The organism is Aeromicrobium sp., assembly GCF_023146395.1.
Taxonomy (GTDB): Bacteria; Actinomycetota; Actinomycetes; order Propionibacteriales; family Nocardioidaceae; genus Aeromicrobium.
The window spans coordinates 14,129-30,624 of the sequence record NZ_JAGLCD010000004.1; the positions used below are offsets into that span (position 1 = coordinate 14,129).

The following is a 16,496-nucleotide window of genomic DNA, read 5'->3' on the forward strand; positions in this document are numbered from 1 at the left end:
CCAGACCTACCGTGGAGCCGTGCCCTCGACGACCCCCGCCCTGTCCGTCCGACCAGCCCGAGCGCGTTGCCGCACGAGGGGCGCCGCATGAGCCGGCCGCAGGTGCTCGTGATGTTCGGTGCCACGGGCGATCTGTTCTCGCGCAAGCTGCTGCCCTCGCTCGTGCGCCTCCACGCGGCCGGCGAGCTGGACCAGATCCGTGTCGTCGGCACCGGGCGCCACGCGCCGGACGATCTGGAAGCCTGGCGGTCCGATCTGCGCGAGGCCGCCACCGACGCAGTCCCGGAAAGGGCTCGGGCCTCGGTGGACGCCGTGGTCGAGCAGATCTCGTTCGTCGTGTCCAGCGCCGACGACGGCGAGGACCTCGCCCGGGCGGTGGCGAGCGCGCAGGACGAGCTCGGGGACGGCGACCGGGTCCTGTACCTCTCGGTGCCCCCGACGGCGCTGGAGGACCTGCTCGGCATGATCGCGCGCACCGGACTCTCCGAGGGGGCTCGTCTCGTGATCGAGAAGCCCTACGGACTGGACGCCGCCTCGGGGCGTTCCCTCGATGCGGCCCTGCACGACGTGGTCGACGAGGAGTGCGTCTACCGGATCGACCACTTCCTCGGCTCGGCCGCGATCGACGAGCTCGCCGCGCTGCAGCCCGACGGCGTGCAGCAGGTGCAGGTCGACGTGCCCGAGACCCTCGGCCTCGAGGGACGGGCCGGCTTCTACGAGTCGACCGGATGCCTGCGCGACATGGTCGTCACCCATCTGGCCCAGCTCGTCGGGGTCGTCGCGGCGGACCGCTCGGCACAGGAGCCGTGGCGCGACGCGCGCGCCGCCGTGTTCGCGGCCATGGCGCCGCTGAGCCAGGAGGAGACCGTGCTGGGTCAGTACGACGGGTACCGCGACGAGGAGGACGTCGACGACGGGTCGACCGTCGAGACCTATGCCGCCACGATCTTCCGCGTGCGCGACGGAGCGTGGGCCGACATCCCGTTCGTCGTGCGCACCGGCAAGAACCTCGCCGTCGACCGGTCGGTCGTGACGGTCGTGACCGACGACGGGGCCGACCGGGTCATCGACATCGACGCCGCCGAGGAGGGCCAGGCCCTCGATCCCTATGCGCGGCTGCTGGCCGACGTCGCCGCGGGAGACCCGGCGCGCTTCGTGCGCGCCGACCACGCCGAGCAGCTGTGGCGCGTCGTCGGGCCCGTGCTCGACGACGACCGTCCCCCTGCGCCGTACGACCCGGGATCGTGGGGGCCCGACGAGGCCGACGACCTGCCCGGGGCTCCCGGATGGAGGTTGGCCCGTGGCTGACACCGACAACGAGATCGCCGCGCACGGCCTGATCGGCGATCTTCGCAGCGCCGCGGTGGTGGCCCAGGACGGTGCGGTCGTCTGGTTCTGCCCGGGACGGTTCGACGCGCCGAGCGTGTTCGCCAGCATCCTCGACGAGGAGCGCGGCGGCGCCTGGACCATGACGCCCGAGGAGCCGGTGCGACGGACCCAGCAGTTCTACCTGCCGGACACCGCGATTCTCGCCACTCGGTTCCTGACCGACGCCGGGGTCGTGGAGGTCCACGACTTCATGCCCATCGCGGGGCCCCACGATCCCGATCACCGCCAGCGCATCGTGCGGCGGGTGCAGGTCGTGCGTGGCTCGGCCACGGTGCGCACCCGCGTCGCGGTCCGCCCCGACTACGCCCGGGCCGAGGCTGCGGTGCGCCCGGTCGAGGGGGGACTCCTGATCGCCGGGGACGCGACACGCCTGGGTCTGAGCGCCACGGCAGACCTGGAGGTCGACGGCCACGACGTCGTCAGCACGTGCCACCTGGAGCTGGGCGACACGGCGCTCTACGTCCTGGAGGTGCTCGCCCCCGACGCCGAGCTGCGCCCGTGCGGCATCGACGACACCGCCGCCTTGTTCGACATGACGTCGCAGTTCTGGCGCGACTGGATCAGCCGTTCCACCTACCGGGGACGCTGGCGCGAGTCGGTCAACCGTTCGGCCATCACGCTCAAGCTCCTGACCCACGAGCCTTCCGGCGCGATCGTCGCAGCGGCGACGACGAGCCTGCCCGAGCAGATCGGTGGCGAGCGCAACTGGGACTATCGCTACGTCTGGATCCGCGACGCCGCCTTCAGCCTGTACGCGCTCCTGGCCCTGGGGTTCACCGACGAGGCGGCGTCGTTCATGCGCTGGCTCTCGGAGCGGCTCGGGGAGGACGCCGACGGGGGACTGGGGCCGTTGCGGGTCATGTACGACATCGACGGCTCGCCGCCGGAGACCGAGATCGAGCTCGACCACCTCGCCGGCTACCGCGGCTCCCGACCGGTGCGTGTCGGCAACGCCGCCGCCGGCCAGCTCCAGCTCGACATCTACGGCGAGATCATCGACTCGGTCTACCTCTTCGACAAGCACGGCACGGGCATCAGTCACGACGCGTGGGCCGACGTGAGCCGGGTCGCCGACTGGGTGGCCGAGAACTGGGACCGCCCCGACGCCGGCATGTGGGAGATCCGCGGCGACGTGCGCGAGCACACGACCTCGCGGCTGATGTGCTGGGTCGCGCTGGAGCGCACGATCCGGATCGCGCGCAAACGGGGGCTGCCCGGTGACCTCGTGCGGTGGTCGAGCGTCCGCGACGAGATCTACGAGCGCATCCATGCCGAGTCCTGGAACGGCACGGCCTTCACGCAGGAGGCGAACGGCACGGCGCTCGATGCGGGGGTGCTGCTGATGCCGCTCGTGAAGTTCATCTCGCCGGTCGATCCGCGGTTCCTATCCACGCTGCAGGCGATCGAGGACCGTCTCGTGACCGACAGCCTGGTGCTGCGCTACAACTCCGACGAGTCACCCGACGGCATCGCCGGCGACGAGGGCACGTTCACGCTCTGCTCGTTCTGGTACGTCGAGGCGCTGACCCGCTCGGGCCGGCTCCGTGACGCTGAGATCGCCTTCGAGAAGATGCAGACCTACGCCAACCACGTGGGACTGTTCGCCGAGCAGATCGGGGCGACGGGGGAGCAGCTGGGCAACTTCCCGCAGGCGTTCACCCACCTGTCGATGATCAGCGCGGCGATCAACCTGGACCGCGCGCTGGGGTGAGGCGTCGCGGGTCCGACCGTTTCAGCGTGCGGCTGCTGGGTACGGGCGCCAGGGTGGGTCCCACGGGGGACTCATCGCTGACGTCGCGACACGATCGGATCGAGCATGACGGACACCCGCCCGACGGCTGAGAGCTCCGCCGACGAGCGCGTGCTCAACGACCGCTACCGGCTGCTGGAGCCGATCGGCAGCGGCGGCATGGGCACGGTGCACCGCGCTCGGGACCTGCGGCTGGGCCGCGAGGTGGCGGTCAAGCTGCTGCGCACCAGCGCCGAGGGCGACGCCGATCATCGCCGCCGCCTCGAGGCCGAGGCCACGATCGCGGCCTCCCTGCGCCATCCCTCGATCGCCCAGGTCTTCGACCACGCCGAGGACCAGGCCTCCCCGGACCGCACCCCGTTCGTCGTGATGGAGCTGGTCGAGGGCGTCACGCTCGCCCAGCTGCTGCGTGAGCGCGGAGCGCTGCCGTGGGACCAGACGCTCGCGGTCGTGAAGGGGGTCGCCGCGGCCCTGTCGCACCTCGAGGCGCACGGCGTGGTCCACCGTGACCTGAAGCCGGCCAACATCATGCTCACGACGGACTCGCGGGTCGTGCTCGTGGACTTCGGCGTCGCGCGGGCGCAGGAGAGCGCGGCGCTCACGTCGACCGGGGTCATGCTCGGCACGGTCGAGTACCTGAGCCCGGAGCAGATCGGCGGCGCCTCGGCCACGGCGGCGTCGGACCTCTATGCCCTGGGCCTCGTGGCGCACGGCTGCCTGACCGGGTCCTCGCCCTATCGGCGGTCCTCGGCCATCGCGACGGCCTGGGCCCAGGTCAACGACGAGCTCCCGCGGCTGTCGGAGTCCGTGCCGCCGGCCGTGCGGTCCCTGGTGACGGCCCTGGCGTCGAAGGAGCCGGCCGGACGCCCGGTCGACGCCGACACGGTCGTGCGCACGATCGACGCCCTGGGCCTGACGCTCGACCTGCCGCGTGTGGGGGAGGCCGACGTAGCGTCGACCCCGGCGCCTGTGTCTGCGTCGCTCGACCGTGCGCCCACCCGCGCGGTCACGATCGGTGCCCCGGTCAGGCCCCGTCGCTCGCGCTGGCTCGCCGCCGGATCGCTCACCGCCGTCGCCCTCGTGGCGGCACTGCTGCTGACCGGCGAAGGCGGATCGCCCTCAGTGGCCGATCCACCGGCCACCTCGGACTCGACCGACACCGCCGAGACGGCGGAGACGACCGCCCCCGAGCCGACTGATCCCGTGCCGACTGATCCCGTGCCGACCCCCGTCGAGTCGGTGCCCACTCCCGTGGTGGCCACGCAGGCTCCGAGCACCCAGCCCGCTCCCGCCAACGCCGGCGCGAGCCGAAACACCAACGGCAACGGCAACGGCAACGCCAACGCCAACGCCAACGGGAACGCGGGCGGCAAGGCCCGTTAGCGAGCCGGCCGGCTCAGCGGGTCTGGTCCTCCAGGAGGCTGATGAACTCATCGGCCATGTCGAGCTGCCGGGCCAGCCGTGCGCGCCGCTCGTGCGCGTCGGCATGGATCTCGCCGAGGTGGGCGCGGGCCGCCTCGCGGTCCGAGGAGTCCGACGTGGCCGAGCGGAGCACCGCGAGGTCGGCCATGACGGCCTTCATCTCGTCGAGGCTGAAGCCGAGGGGCTTCATGCGCCGGATCACGAGGATCTTCTCGACGTCGTCCTCGGTGTAGAGGCGAAATCCGCCCTCGGTGCGGCCGGACGGCGTGAGGAGGCCGACCTCCTCCCAGTGCCGCAGGCTGCGCAGGGAGAGCTCGGTCCGCGCGGCGACCTCACCGATGTGCATCGTGACCATGCTCTCGCTCGTCATGGTCAGAACCTACCCTGACGTAAGGGTAGGGTTCCACGGTGACCACCACGAACCACCCGTCCGAGAACCCGGCTCCCTCCGTGCGTGCCGCCCTGCGCTCGCCGACCCTGCTGCGCACCGAGGTCCTCGCCGGCCTCGTCGTGGCCCTGGCACTGATTCCCGAGGCGATCTCGTTCTCGATCATCGCCGGCGTCGATCCTCAGGTGGGCCTGTTCGCGTCCTTCACGATGGCGGTGGCGATCTCGTTCCTGGGCGGGCGGCCGGCCATGATCTCCGCGGCCACCGGCGCCATCGCGCTCGTGGTCGCGCCGGTCATGCGCGAGCACGGGTACGACTACCTCATCGCCACGGTCCTGCTGGGCGGGGTGATCCAGGTGCTGCTCGCCGTCGTGGGGGTCGCCAAGCTCATGCGCTTCATCCCCCGCTCGGTCATGGTCGGGTTCGTCAACGCGCTCGCGATCCTGATCTTCGGGGCCCAGCTCGACCACATGATCGACGTCCCGTGGTCGGTCTACGTCATGATCGCGGTCGGCATCGCCGTGATCGTCGCCTTCCCGCGCGTCAACCGGGTCGTGCCGGCCCCGCTCGTGGCGATCGTCGCGCTGACGGCGTTCACGCTCGTCGCGGCCGTCAACGTCCCGAACGTCGGTGACCAGGGAGACCTGCCCGACAGCCTGCCGACGTGGTTCCTCCCTGACGTGCCGCTCACGCTCGAGACGCTGCAGATCATCGCGCCCTACGCGCTCGCGATGGCGCTCGTCGGCATCCTGGAGTCGCTGCTCACCGCCAAGCTCGTCGACGACATCACCGACACGCACTCCGACAAGACCCGGGAGGCCTGGGGCCAGGGTGCCGCCAACGTCGTGACGGGCTTCTTCGGCGGCATGGGTGGCTGCGCCATGATCGGCCAGACCATGATCAACGTGAAGGTCTCCGGGGCACGCACCCGGATCTCGACCTTCCTCGCCGGGGTGTTCCTGCTCGTGCTGGTGGTCGGCTTCGGCGACGTCGTCGCGCTGATCCCGATGGCCGCCCTCGTCGCGGTCATGATCATGGTGTCGGTCGGCACGTTCGACTGGCACTCGGTGCGCCCCTCGACCCTGCGGCGCATGCCCAAGAGCGAGACCACCGTGATGCTCTCGACGGTGCTCGTGACCGTGCTGACCCACAACCTCGCGATCGGCGTCGGCGTCGGCGTGCTGGTGGCCATGACGCTGTTCGCCCGTCGCGTGGCCCACCTGACCGAGACGAACCGGCACCTCACGACCGATGGCGGCGGTCGCGAGATCGCCACCTACCACGTGACCGGCGAGCTGTTCTTCGCCTCGAGCAACGACCTGTACACCCAGTTCGACTACGCGGGTGATCCCGACCAGGTCGTGATCGACCTGTCGGACTCGCACGTGTGGGACGCCTCGACCGTCGCTTCCCTGGACGCCATCACGACCAAGTACGAGCGCAAGGGCAAGACCGTCACGATCACGGGGCTCGACGACGCGAGCGCCGAGCGGCACGGGCGACTCAGCGGCCGGCTGCCCAGCCACTGAGCAGCGAAGGTCAGCGGATGCGCCAGGCCCCGCGCTCGTACTGGGGCGGGCAGGGCGCGTCCTCGGGCGCGACGCCCAGCTCGTGGGCCGCGCGCAGCGGCCACGAGGGCTCACGGATCGCGGCACGGGCGAGCAGGACCGCGTCGGCCGCACCCGTGTCGAGCACCGTTTGCGCCTGCGCCGGCTCGGTGATCAGGCCGACGGCGGCGACGGGGAGGTCGGCACCGCGGCGGATCGTCTCGGCGAAGGGCACCTGGTAGCCGGGTCCGATCTCGATGCTCTGGTGCGCCACGGCCCCGCCGGAGGAGACGTCGACGAGGTCGACGCCGTGATCCTTCAGGATACCGGCCAGACGGGTCGACTGCTCGACGTCCCATCCGCCCTCGGCCCAGTCGGTGGCCGAGAGGCGCACGAACAGCGGCTTGTCGTCGGGCCAGACGGCTCGCACCGCGTCGACGACCTCGACCACGACCCGCGTGCGGTTCTCGAAGGATCCGCCGTACGCGTCGGTGCGGTGGTTCGCGAGCGGCGAGACGAACTCGTGCAGGAGGTAGCCGTGTGCCGCGTGGATCTCCACGACGTCGAACCCGGCCCGGTCGGCCCGCACGGCCGCGTCGGCGAACGCCTGCACGAGCTCGGTGATCTGGTCCGGGCTCATCGCGACGGGCTCGGCGTAGCCCTCGAACGCGACGGCGGACGGGGCGAGCGTGCGCCAGCCGCCCGCCGACTCCGGCACGGAACCGGTGCCGTCCGCGAAGGGTGCGTAGGTGCTGGCCTTGCGGCCCGCGTGGGCCAGCTGGACCGAGGCGAGCGCTCCCTGCGACTGGACGAACGCGACGATGCGGGCCCAGGCGCCGGCCTGCTCGTCGTTCCAGAGACCCGCGTCCTCGGGGCTGATACGGCCCTCCGGCGTGACCGCGGCGGCCTCGGTCGTCACCAGGCCGAAGCCGCCGGTGGCGTGCCGGCCGAGGTTGACCAGGTGCCAGTCGGTCGGCACCCCGTCCCGCTTCGTCACGGAGTACTGGCACATCGGCGAGAGCCAGATGCGGTTGCGCGCGGTGCGCCCGCGCAGGGTCAGGGGCTCCAGGAGAGAGGTCACGTGAGTGGCAACCGGGGGAGGCCACCGCTCATTCCACGCCCGAAGCGCACCGGGCACGCCGTCCGACTACGTTGGCGAGATGCCTGCTCCCCGCGACGCCCAGCTCCCGCCCGCCTCCTCCGGCTGGATCCGCGTGCGTGGCGCGCGCGAGCACAATCTCCGCGACGTCGACGTCGACCTGCCGCGCGACTGCCTGGTGGCGTTCACCGGCGTGTCCGGCTCGGGGAAGTCGTCGCTCGCGTTCGGCACGATCTTCGCCGAGTCGCAGCGGCGCTACTTCGAGTCGGTCGCGCCCTACGCCCGCCGCCTGCTCGCCCAGGTCGGTGCACCCGCGATCGACGTGATCGACGGCCTGCCGCCGGCGGTCGCCCTGAAGCAGGCGCGCGGAGCGTCGAGTGCGCGCTCGACGCTGGGCACGTTGAGCTCGCTGTCGGACGTGCTGCGCCTGCTCTACAGCCGCGCCGGGACGTACCCGGCGGGAGCCGAGCACCTCCCGGCGTCGGCGTTCTCGCCGAACACCGCGGTGGGCGCGTGCCCCACGTGCCACGGCAGCGGCGTCGCCCGCAGCACCAGCGAGGCCCTGCTCGTGCCCGATCCCACGCTGTCGATCGACGAGGGCGCGATCGGGGTCTGGGCCAGCCGGGCGTGGGTCGGCCAGAACGTGCGCCGCATGGTGACCAAGCTCGGCATCGACATCCACGCCCCGTGGCACACCCTGCCGCAGGCGGACCGCGACTGGCTGCTGTTCACCGACGAGACGCCGCGCATGCTGCTGCAGGGCAACAAGCAGGGCGAACAGAGCGCGTATCACGGCCACTGGACCTCGGCCGAGGCGTACCTGATGCGTAACCTCGCCAAGACGCAGTCGGCGTCGCAGCGCGAGAAGCTCGAGGCGTTCATCGCCGACGGGCCGTGTCCGACCTGTCGCGGCAAGCGGCTGCGTCCGGCCGCGCTCGCCGTGACGTTCGCCGGCATCGACATCGCCGAGATGGCCGCGATGCCGCTCGCATCGGTCTGCTCGCTGCTCGACGAGGGGCTCGAGGAGCAGGCGCGCGGCACCGATCGTCACGGCGCCGCGGCAGCCACGGCGGCGCGATCGCTCGTGGCCGACTTCCGGGCCCGCGTGGAGGCGATCATCTCGCTGGGTCTGGGCTACCTGTCGATGGACCGCTCCAGCACGGCGCTGTCGGCCGGCGAGCTGCAGCGCGTGCGGCTGGCCGGACAGCTGCGCGCCGGGCTCTTCGGGGTGCTCTACGTGCTCGACGAGCCGTCGGCCGGCCTGCATCCGGCCGACTCCGAGGCCCTGTACGCCGCGCTGCGCGAGCTCGTGGCCACGGGCAACTCGCTGTTCGTGGTCGAGCACGACCTGTCGATCGCGCGCAACGCCGACTGGGTCGTCGACGTCGGTCCGGGCGCGGGCGTGCTCGGCGGGCGCGTCGTGCACAGCGGGCCGCCCGCGTCGCTGGAGAGCGTCGCCGAGTCCGCGACGGGCGAGTTCATGTTCGGGCGCGACGAGACACCTGCCCTCGTGGCGCGCGAGCCCGACGGCTGGCTCGCCTTCGACGGCCTGGCGACCAACAACCTGCAGGACGTGAGCCTGCGGGTGCCGCTCGGCGTCATGACCGCCATCACCGGGGTCTCCGGCGCGGGCAAGTCGTCGCTGCTCACGGCAGTCGCCGACCGGCTCGAGGCCGAGGGCGAGCGCCGGGTCGTCGCGATCGACCAGCGGCCGATCGGACGATCGCCGCGCTCGAACCTGGCCACCTACACGGGGCTGTTCGACGCGGTCCGCCGGCTGTTCGCCGCGACCCCGGAGGCGAAGGAGCGGGGATGGTCTGCCGGCCGGTTCTCCTTCAACGTGGCCGAGGGACGCTGCCCCACGTGCGAGGGGGAGGGGTTCATCGCGATCGAGCTCGTGTTCCTGCCCACGAGCTACTCAAGCTGTCCGACCTGCCACGGATCGCGCTACAACCCCGAGACGCTCCAGGTGCGGTACGCCGGCCGCGACATCGGCGAGGTCCTCGCCATGACGACCCACGAGGCGGCGGAGTTCTTCGCCGACGTGCCGGCCGTGCACCGCTCGCTCACGACGCTGCTCGACGTCGGGCTCGGCTACCTGACGCTGGGGCAGCCGGCCACGGAGCTGTCCGGCGGCGAGGCCCAGCGCATCAAGCTCGCGACCGAGCTGCAGCGTCCGCAGCGCGACGGCACGGTGTTCGTCCTCGACGAGCCGACGGGCGGTCTGCACCCCGTCAACGTGCGTGACCTCGTGCGAGTGCTCGGCCGGCTCGTCGACTCCGGTGCGACCGTCGTGGTCGTGGAGCACGACATGCGGGTCGTCGCGGCGGCCGACTGGGTCGTCGAGCTGGGCCCAGGGGGCGGTGACCGCGGTGGCACGATCGTCGCCCAGGACACCCCGGCCGCGTTGCTGGAGCTCGAGGCCAGCATCACCGCGCCGTACCTGCGACGCTCCCTCACACCGTGACCCGACGGACGCCGTGACCCGGCGGCTACCGTGGACGACGTGAGCAAATCCACCCAGACACTCCTGGTCCTGGGGGCGAGCGGCGACATGGTCTCGCGGCTGCTCCTGCCCGCCGTCGGTCAGCTGCTCGACCAGCAGTCCGAGCGGCGCCTGCTCGTCGTCGGCACCGGGATGGAGGAGCTCTCCCACGACGACTGGCTGAAGCGGGTGCGGGCGTCGTTCGCCACCGTCGACGCCTCGGGGCCCGCGGTCGAGGACGTGCTCGCCCGCACGAGCTACCACCGCGCCGATGTCACCGACACCGACCAGCTGCGTGACCTGATCGGCCGCTGCGAGGGCACCCCCGCGATCTACTTCGCCCTCCCACCGGCCGTCACGGCCCGGGTGTGCACGGCACTCGCCGACCTGGATCTGCCGGACGGGATCCAGCTGGCGCTGGAGAAGCCGTTCGGGGTCGACCCGCAGAGCGCCGAGGCGCTCAACGCGCAGCTCGCGGATCTCGTCTCCGAGGCGCAGGTGCACCGCGTCGACCACTTCCTGGGGCGTTCGACCGTGCTCAACCTGCTCGGGCTGCGGTTCGCGAACCGCATCTTCGAGCCGCTGTGGAACCGCGACCACATCGCCAGCGTCGACATCGTCTACGACGAGGTGCTCGGGCTCGAGGGCCGCGCGGGGTACTACGACCACGCCGGCGCCCTGGTCGACATGATCCAGAGCCACCTGCTGCAGGTCATGGCCGTCGTGGCGATGGAACCGCCGTCGACCCTCGGCGAGGCCGACATCCGGGGGGCCAAGGCGGCCGTCCTGCGCGCCACGCGGGTCGCGCAGGGTTCGCCCGAGCAGTCGAGCCGCCGCGCCCGGTACACCGCGGGCGAGGTCGACGGCCGCAGCCTGCCGGCCTACGTCGACGAGCCCGGTGTCGACCCCACCCACCAGACCGAGACGCTCGCCGAGGTCACGTTCGAGATCGACAGCTGGCGATGGGCCGGTGTCCCGTTCACGCTTCGCTCCGGCAAGGCCCTGGGCGCCCGTCGCCGCGAGATCGCGATCACCTTCCGCCCGGTGCCGCACCTGCCGGTCGGCCTCACGGGCACCGCCGAGCCCACGGTGCTGCGCATCTACCTCGCCCCTGACCAGCTGAGTCTCGAGCTGACCATCAACGGTGAGGGCGATCCGTACGACCTGAGTCGCACGGTGCTCGGCGCCACGTTCGGGGAGGGCCGGCTGTCGGCCTACGGCGAGGTCTTGGAGGGGATCCTCGACCGCGACCCGGCGCTGGCGGTGCGCGGCGACACCGCCGTGCAGTGCTGGACGGTCGTCGAGCCGGTGGTGCAGGCGTGGCGCGACGACCGCGTGCCGCTCGAGGAGTATCCCGCCGGCACGTCGGGTCCGGACCGATGGCCCGCCTTGTCGCTGCCGGCGTCCTAGTCTGAGCCCGTGAGTCCAGGCCCCGCGATCGTCCTCGTCGCTCCCGACCATCCCGAGGAGATGCGTGCGGGCCTGGCCCGCTACGTGCACGAGTACGACGTGCGGGTCACGGGCTCGTGCCACGCGGCCCTGGCGACGACGCACGAGATCGTCCAGGCGGGCGGCACGGTCGCGATGGTCGTGTCGGAGTCGCGGCTGCCCGACGCCGAGGTGCTGCACTGCTTCGCGAAGCTGCGCGAGAAGGTGCCCACGGCGCGCCGGGTCGTCGCGGCGCACTGGGAGCGCTTCCTGGACGACGCCCCCGACCTGAGGTCGGCCATGGCGCGCGGGGAGTTCGACGCCTACCTGCTGATGCCGCGCGGCACGCGCGACGAGGAGTTCCACCACGCGATCACCGAGATCCTGTCCGACTGGGGCTCGACTGTGCCGGACCCGGAGGTTGTCTCGGTCAAGATCATCTCGCCGGTCCGTGACGCGCTGACGCTCTCGATCCGCGACTTCCTCGACCGCATGGGCATGCCCAACCGCATCTGGGAGCCCGACAGCGACGCGGGCCGGCACGTGCTCGAGCGGTGGGAAGGGGAGCCGGTCTTCCCGCTGGTGTTCGGCGGGAACGGGCTCGTCACGCACGCCACCTCGGTGCGCGACGTCGCGCGCTCGGTCTACGGCGCCCCGACCGAGATCGACGTCGACCGCGTCGTCGACGTCGCGATCGTGGGCGGCGGCCCCGCGGGCCTGGCGGCGGCGGTCTACGCCGCCTCCGAAGGACTCTCGGCGATCATCCTCGAGGCCGAGGCGATCGGTGGCCAGGCGGGCACGAGCTCGATGATCCGCAACTATCTCGGCTTCCCGCGGGGCATCTCCGGCATGCGGCTCGCCCAGCGGGCCCGCAACCAGGCCCTCCGCTTCGGCGCCCGCTTCTTCACGGGGCAGGTCGTCGAGCAGATGCGGGTCGGTCCGCCCGGGCAGCCGCACGTGCTCTGCACCGAGTCGGGCGAGGTCCGGGCCCGGGCCGTCGTGATCTCCAGCGGCGTGGCCTACCGCAAGCTGCGTGTGGAATCCCTGGACGCGCTCACGGGCGCCGGCGTGCACTACGGGGCGGCGATGTCGGCCGCGCGGGAGATGGAGGGCCAGGACGTCTACGTCGTCGGCGGCGGCAACTCCGCGGGTCAGGCTGCGGTGCACCTGGCGCGCTTCGCCCGGTCGGTCACGATCGTCGTCCGCCGCGACGACCTCGCCGCGACGATGTCGTCGTACCTGATCGCCGAGATCGAGCTCAACCGTCGCATCACGGTCCGCCCCTCGGCCCGCGTCGTCGACGGCGGCGGTGAGGCGCGTCTGGAGTGGCTCGAGCTCGAGGACGTGCACACCTCCGCCCGCGAGCGGGTCGACGCGGGTGGCCTCTTCCTGCTGCTGGGCGCCGAGCCGCACGGTGACTGGATCCCGCCCGAGGTCGTGCGCGACGACAGCGGGTTCGTCGTCACGGGTCGCGACGTGCCCAAGCACCACTGGAGGGACGGGCTTCCGCCGGAGAATCTCGCGACGTCCGTGCCCGGTGTCTACGCCGCCGGTGACGTGCGGTCCGGGTCCATGAAGCGGGTCGCGTCGGCCAGTGGCGAGGGCGCCTCGGTCGTGCCGCTCGTGCACGCCTACCTGGCGGCGGGCGAGCGCGCCGGCTGAGTCACGCCGGTTCGGGCGCGGCGCCTCTCCCACCGCCCGACCGCGACCATGACGAGCCCCGCGAGCGCCCACCCGGCGATCAGATCGATCACGTAGTGCTCGGCGTAGTACACCAGCGCGAAGCCCATCGTGGCCGGGTAGAGCAGGGTCAGCCACCGCCAGGGCGACTGGAGGCGGGCGATGAGCCAGAACGCGACGAGCGCGGCGATCCCGCAGTGCAGCGACGGCATCGCCGCCACGGGGTTGCCGACCGAGGCGAGCACGACGTGGAAGCCGTCGAGGCCGATGACCTCCCAGCCGCGACCGGTCAGCCGGGGCAGGGCCTCGCCGATGTAGCGCTCCTTCGAGGCCAGCCAGGGCGGCGCCATGGGGTAGAGGATGTAGATGACCAGGCCCGCCACGTTGATCGTCAGGTAGCGCGTGAGCCAGGCGGCCCAGGCGGCGCGGTCGCGGATCCACAGCACGAACGCGAGTCCGAGGCCGAGCACGAAGTGGCTGAAGTAGACCGTGGTCAGCACGACGTCGTACCAGCGGGGCTCGGTGCTGCGCAGGCACGGGTCGCCGCAGAGCCGGTCCTGCAGCACCTCGGTGGGCAGGTGACCGCCGAACATCCAGCGGTCGACCTCGATCGGCATGGTCCAGTGCACGGGCATGCCGATGAGCTCGTCGGAGAGGCCGCGGCTGTAGAGGTAGAGGATGAGCACCGCGAACGCCGGCCACCAGTCGCGCACGAACCGGGTGTGCTCCGACCACGGGGCGCCCGCGTACCAGGCGATCGCGGCGAGCCAGAGCCACACGAACATCTGGAACGGGTCCGACGGCAGGCCGACCACCACGATCCAGACCCCGAGGGCCAGGGCGTAGACGCTCATCGCGAGGGCACGGATCGGCATCAGCAGTCCTCCGTCACGGGCGGACGGTCGAGGTCGTCGCGCAGCCACACGACGTGGCCGCACGGGGCGGCCACCGGGCGGTAGGCGTCGTCGACGGCGTCCTTCAGGGCGCTGGCGTCGACCGCCCACGTGTCGAAGTCGGACCACTCCACGACCCAGGCGGGTGCGTCGGGCCCGCGCAGCACCTCGACCAGGTCGGTCAGCTCCGGGTCGCGCACGCGGATCGGCAGGCTCCAGAGGTCCTCGTACGGGGAGTCCATCCCGGCCGCGAGCAGCACGTTGGGCTGTCCGTACGCCACGACCATCGTGTCGCCGGGCTGGCTGGCCGCCCGCACGGCCAGGCCGAGGTCCTCGGCCTCGGACTCGTGCTGGCCACCGGTCACGAACGCGTACGACAGCGTGGTCACCAGGGCGATGCCGAGAGCGCCCGCGCCGATCCACCGGACCCAGGGCACCACGGCCACCGCGACCAGTCCGGCACCCAGAGCCACTGCAGGCACGAGCTGGATCAGGTAGTGCGCCCAGTAGCTGCCGCCCAGCAGGGCCACGGCGCTCGACGCGACGACCGTGACGGCGGTGGCCACGACGACGGGGTCACGGCGGCGCCGGGCGGCCACCACGAGGATCGCCAGGCTCAGCAGCGCCAGACCGCTCACGGCCCACGTGCTGACCAGGGTCACGAGCCGTTGGTCGGTGGCCGACGAGGCCGAGCTGCCGATGACCTGGCCCGCGTCGAAGCGGAACACCACGACGGCCTGGAACAGGGCACCGGCTCCGGTGCCCCGGGCCGCGGCGCTCAGCACGAGCACGGCGGTGGTGGCCAGCGCGGCCACGACGCCGCCGGCGACCAGCAGCGCCGCGCGACGCCGCTCGGTGGGCTGGCACAGCGCCAGCACGGCGGCCGCCACGACGGCGAACACGAACGGGTCGATCGTGGACTGCTTGATGCCGAACGCGGCAGTGGCGAGCGCCCCCGAGGCCAGGGCCCACGGCAGCGTGCGGCCCTGGGGCCGCAGCGCCAGCACCGTGCACAGGATCGAGGTGGCCACGAACGGTGCGGCCAGGATCTCCCCGTTGACGCGCACCGTGCCGAGCCACGGGGACGCGCAGAACACCGCCGCCGCGCTCGCGGCCCACGGCGCGGCCCGAGGTCCCGCCACGACGGCCACCGCGGCGCCCACGGCGACGACCGTGACGCCGGCCGCCAGGCAGCCCAGGAGGCGCAGCGTCGTCAGGTCGCCGGCAGCGTCGAAGATCCACAGCAGCAGCGGAGGGCGATCGACCCAGTAGTCGCCGTAGAGCGAGGAGCCGGTGCCCCACGACCGGGCGACGATGAGGAAGCCGGCCTCGTCGTTGCCGGCCGGCGCGCCGAGGAACGGCAGCCGCAGCCCGATCGTCGCGAGGGCCAGACCGACCACGGCCAGGAGCGGGGTGCGGTGCTCCAGGCGCATGCGCGGTCCCCTTGTTCTCGGCGGCGGACCACGCCTCCGGGCAGGGCTGCGCCCGGCGGTCAGGACCGTGACAGCACCTTAACGGCCAGGTGAAGGCCAGGTGGCCGGGCTACATCTCCTCGTGCGTGTCGGGGTCGCCCCCGAAGAGTCGCCCGTCAGGGCGGCCCAGGGCCGTGATGGCGGCCATCTCGTCGGGGGAGAGCTCGAAGCCGAAGACGCCGATGTTCTCGCGCTGGCGCTGCGGGGTGGCCGACTTGGGGACCGGCAGGGCGCCGAGCTGCACGTGCCAGCGCAGGATGACCTGGCCCGGCGTGACGCCGTGGGCCTGCGCCGCCGCGACGACCGGCGGCTCGTCGAACGGCGCCTGCCGCTTGCCCATCGGGCTCCAGGACTCGGTGACGATGCCGCGGGCCGCGTTGACCGCGCGCATGTGCTCCTGCGGGAAGTAGGGGTGCAGCTCGATCTGGTTGACCGCGGGGGTCACGCCGGTGGCGGCGATGACGGCGTCGAGGTGCTCCTCGGTGAAGTTGGAGACGCCGATCGAGCGCACGAGTCCCTGCTGCTGCAGGTCGACCAGGGCCTGCCACGCCTCGACGTACTTCCCGACGCTCGGGTTGGGCCAGTGGATCAGGTGCAGGTCGAGGTGGTCCAGGCCGAGGCGCTGCAGCGACTCCCGGGTCGATGTCATGGCGTCGTCGTGGCCGTGGTGCCGGCCGGGGATCTTGCTCGTGACGCGCACCTGGTCACGCGGCAGGCCCGAGCGGCGGATCGCCTCGCCCACGGCCTCCTCGTTGCCGTAGTTCACCGCGGTGTCGAGCAGGCGGTAGCCCACCTCGAGGGCCGAGACCATGGCGTCGACGCCCGCGGCGTCGTCGAGGGAGTACGTGCCGAGGCCGATGGCCGGCAGGGTGGCGCCGTCGTTGAGCTGCAGGGTGTTGGCGATCGTCATGGCACCCACGGTAGGAGGGAGGGCGTGACGGTG

General features: G+C 72.3%; 12 protein-coding genes. 7 read left to right on the forward strand and 5 right to left on the reverse strand.

What is annotated here, in order from left to right; genetic code table 11:
- Window positions 1-87: 87 nt before the first annotated feature.
- The 3 genes from KAG51_RS02095 to KAG51_RS02105 all read left to right on the forward strand — a co-directional run bounded on the left by KAG51_RS02095 (window position 88) and on the right by KAG51_RS02105 (window position 4,522).
- Window positions 88-1,308 (forward strand): glucose-6-phosphate dehydrogenase, encoded by a 1,221-nt coding sequence (locus KAG51_RS02095; RefSeq protein WP_290580131.1) that lies wholly within the window; start codon window positions 88-90, stop codon window positions 1,306-1,308.
- Window positions 1,301-3,100: a glycoside hydrolase family 15 protein gene (locus tag KAG51_RS02100; RefSeq protein WP_290580133.1), complete on the forward strand. Its 1,800-nt coding sequence runs from the start codon at window positions 1,301-1,303 to the stop codon at window positions 3,098-3,100. Before KAG51_RS02095 ends, KAG51_RS02100 begins: the two co-directional genes overlap by 8 nt.
- A gap of 105 nt (window positions 3,101-3,205) precedes the next feature.
- The gene (locus KAG51_RS02105) at window positions 3,206-4,522 is read left to right on the forward strand and encodes a serine/threonine-protein kinase (RefSeq protein ID WP_290580135.1); all 1,317 of its coding nucleotides are present in this window, start codon (window positions 3,206-3,208) and stop codon (window positions 4,520-4,522) included.
- A 13-nt stretch (window positions 4,523-4,535) separates the two neighbouring features.
- Here the strand turns inward: KAG51_RS02105 and KAG51_RS02110 are convergent, their stop codons facing one another.
- Window positions 4,536-4,931: a MerR family transcriptional regulator gene (locus KAG51_RS02110; RefSeq protein WP_290580137.1), complete on the reverse strand. Its 396-nt coding sequence runs from the start codon at window positions 4,929-4,931 to the stop codon at window positions 4,536-4,538.
- Between the two features lie 38 nt (window positions 4,932-4,969).
- Here KAG51_RS02110 and KAG51_RS02115 point away from each other — a divergent pair, with 38 nt between their 5' ends.
- Complete coding sequence (locus KAG51_RS02115) at window positions 4,970-6,478, forward strand: SulP family inorganic anion transporter (protein WP_290580139.1); 1,509 nt, start codon at window positions 4,970-4,972, stop codon at window positions 6,476-6,478.
- 10 nt (window positions 6,479-6,488) lie between these two features.
- Here the strand turns inward: KAG51_RS02115 and KAG51_RS02120 are convergent, their stop codons facing one another.
- A complete protein-coding gene (locus KAG51_RS02120) occupies window positions 6,489-7,577 on the reverse strand; it encodes an NADH:flavin oxidoreductase/NADH oxidase (RefSeq protein WP_290580141.1) in 1,089 nt (362 codons plus the stop codon).
- Between the two features lie 79 nt (window positions 7,578-7,656).
- Here KAG51_RS02120 and KAG51_RS02125 point away from each other — a divergent pair, with 79 nt between their 5' ends.
- The 3 genes from KAG51_RS02125 to KAG51_RS02135 are packed head-to-tail and all read left to right on the forward strand — an operon-like array spanning window position 7,657 to window position 13,170.
- Window positions 7,657-10,062 carry an excinuclease ABC subunit UvrA gene (locus KAG51_RS02125; RefSeq protein ID WP_290580143.1) on the forward strand — a complete coding sequence of 802 codons (2,406 nt, stop codon included), beginning with the start codon at window positions 7,657-7,659 and terminating at the stop codon, window positions 10,060-10,062.
- Window positions 10,063-10,101: 39 nt separating this feature from the next.
- Window positions 10,102-11,490, forward strand: coding sequence for a glucose-6-phosphate dehydrogenase (locus KAG51_RS02130; RefSeq protein ID WP_290580145.1), 1,389 nt, complete (start codon window positions 10,102-10,104; stop codon window positions 11,488-11,490).
- A gap of 9 nt (window positions 11,491-11,499) precedes the next feature.
- Window positions 11,500-13,170 (forward strand): FAD-dependent oxidoreductase, encoded by a 1,671-nt coding sequence (locus KAG51_RS02135; RefSeq protein ID WP_290580147.1) that lies wholly within the window; start codon window positions 11,500-11,502, stop codon window positions 13,168-13,170.
- Here KAG51_RS02135 and KAG51_RS02140 read toward each other — a convergent pair.
- From KAG51_RS02140 to KAG51_RS02150, 3 genes are all read right to left on the reverse strand, one after another.
- A complete protein-coding gene (locus tag KAG51_RS02140; protein ID WP_290580149.1) occupies window positions 13,140-14,063 on the reverse strand; it encodes a phosphatase PAP2 family protein in 924 nt (307 codons plus the stop codon). The genes KAG51_RS02135 and KAG51_RS02140 overlap by 31 nt on opposite strands.
- A complete protein-coding gene (locus KAG51_RS02145) occupies window positions 14,063-15,514 on the reverse strand; it encodes a hypothetical protein (RefSeq protein ID WP_290580151.1) in 1,452 nt (483 codons plus the stop codon). The genes KAG51_RS02140 and KAG51_RS02145 overlap by 1 nt, the downstream gene beginning before the upstream one ends.
- A 109-nt stretch (window positions 15,515-15,623) precedes the next feature.
- Window positions 15,624-16,463 carry an aldo/keto reductase gene (locus tag KAG51_RS02150; RefSeq protein ID WP_290580153.1) on the reverse strand — a complete coding sequence of 280 codons (840 nt, stop codon included), beginning with the start codon at window positions 16,461-16,463 and terminating at the stop codon, window positions 15,624-15,626.
- Window positions 16,464-16,496: the final 33 nt, after the last annotated feature.

Excerpts from the sequence above, each read along its gene's own strand:
- KAG51_RS02095 (WP_290580131.1), top strand. The coding sequence starts at position 88 with ATGAGCCGGCCGCAGGTGCTCGTGATGTTCGGTGCCACGGGCGATCTG.
- KAG51_RS02105 (WP_290580135.1), top strand. The coding sequence starts at position 3,206 with ATGACGGACACCCGCCCGACGGCTGAGAGCTCCGCCGACGAGCGCGTG.
- KAG51_RS02110 (WP_290580137.1), bottom strand. The coding sequence starts at position 4,931 with ATGACGAGCGAGAGCATGGTCACGATGCACATCGGTGAGGTCGCCGCG.
- KAG51_RS02125 (WP_290580143.1), top strand. The coding sequence starts at position 7,657 with ATGCCTGCTCCCCGCGACGCCCAGCTCCCGCCCGCCTCCTCCGGCTGG.
- KAG51_RS02140 (WP_290580149.1), bottom strand. The coding sequence starts at position 14,063 with ATGCCGATCCGTGCCCTCGCGATGAGCGTCTACGCCCTGGCCCTCGGG.
- KAG51_RS02145 (WP_290580151.1), bottom strand. The coding sequence starts at position 15,514 with ATGCGCCTGGAGCACCGCACCCCGCTCCTGGCCGTGGTCGGTCTGGCC.
- KAG51_RS02150 (WP_290580153.1), bottom strand. The coding sequence starts at position 16,463 with ATGACGATCGCCAACACCCTGCAGCTCAACGACGGCGCCACCCTGCCG.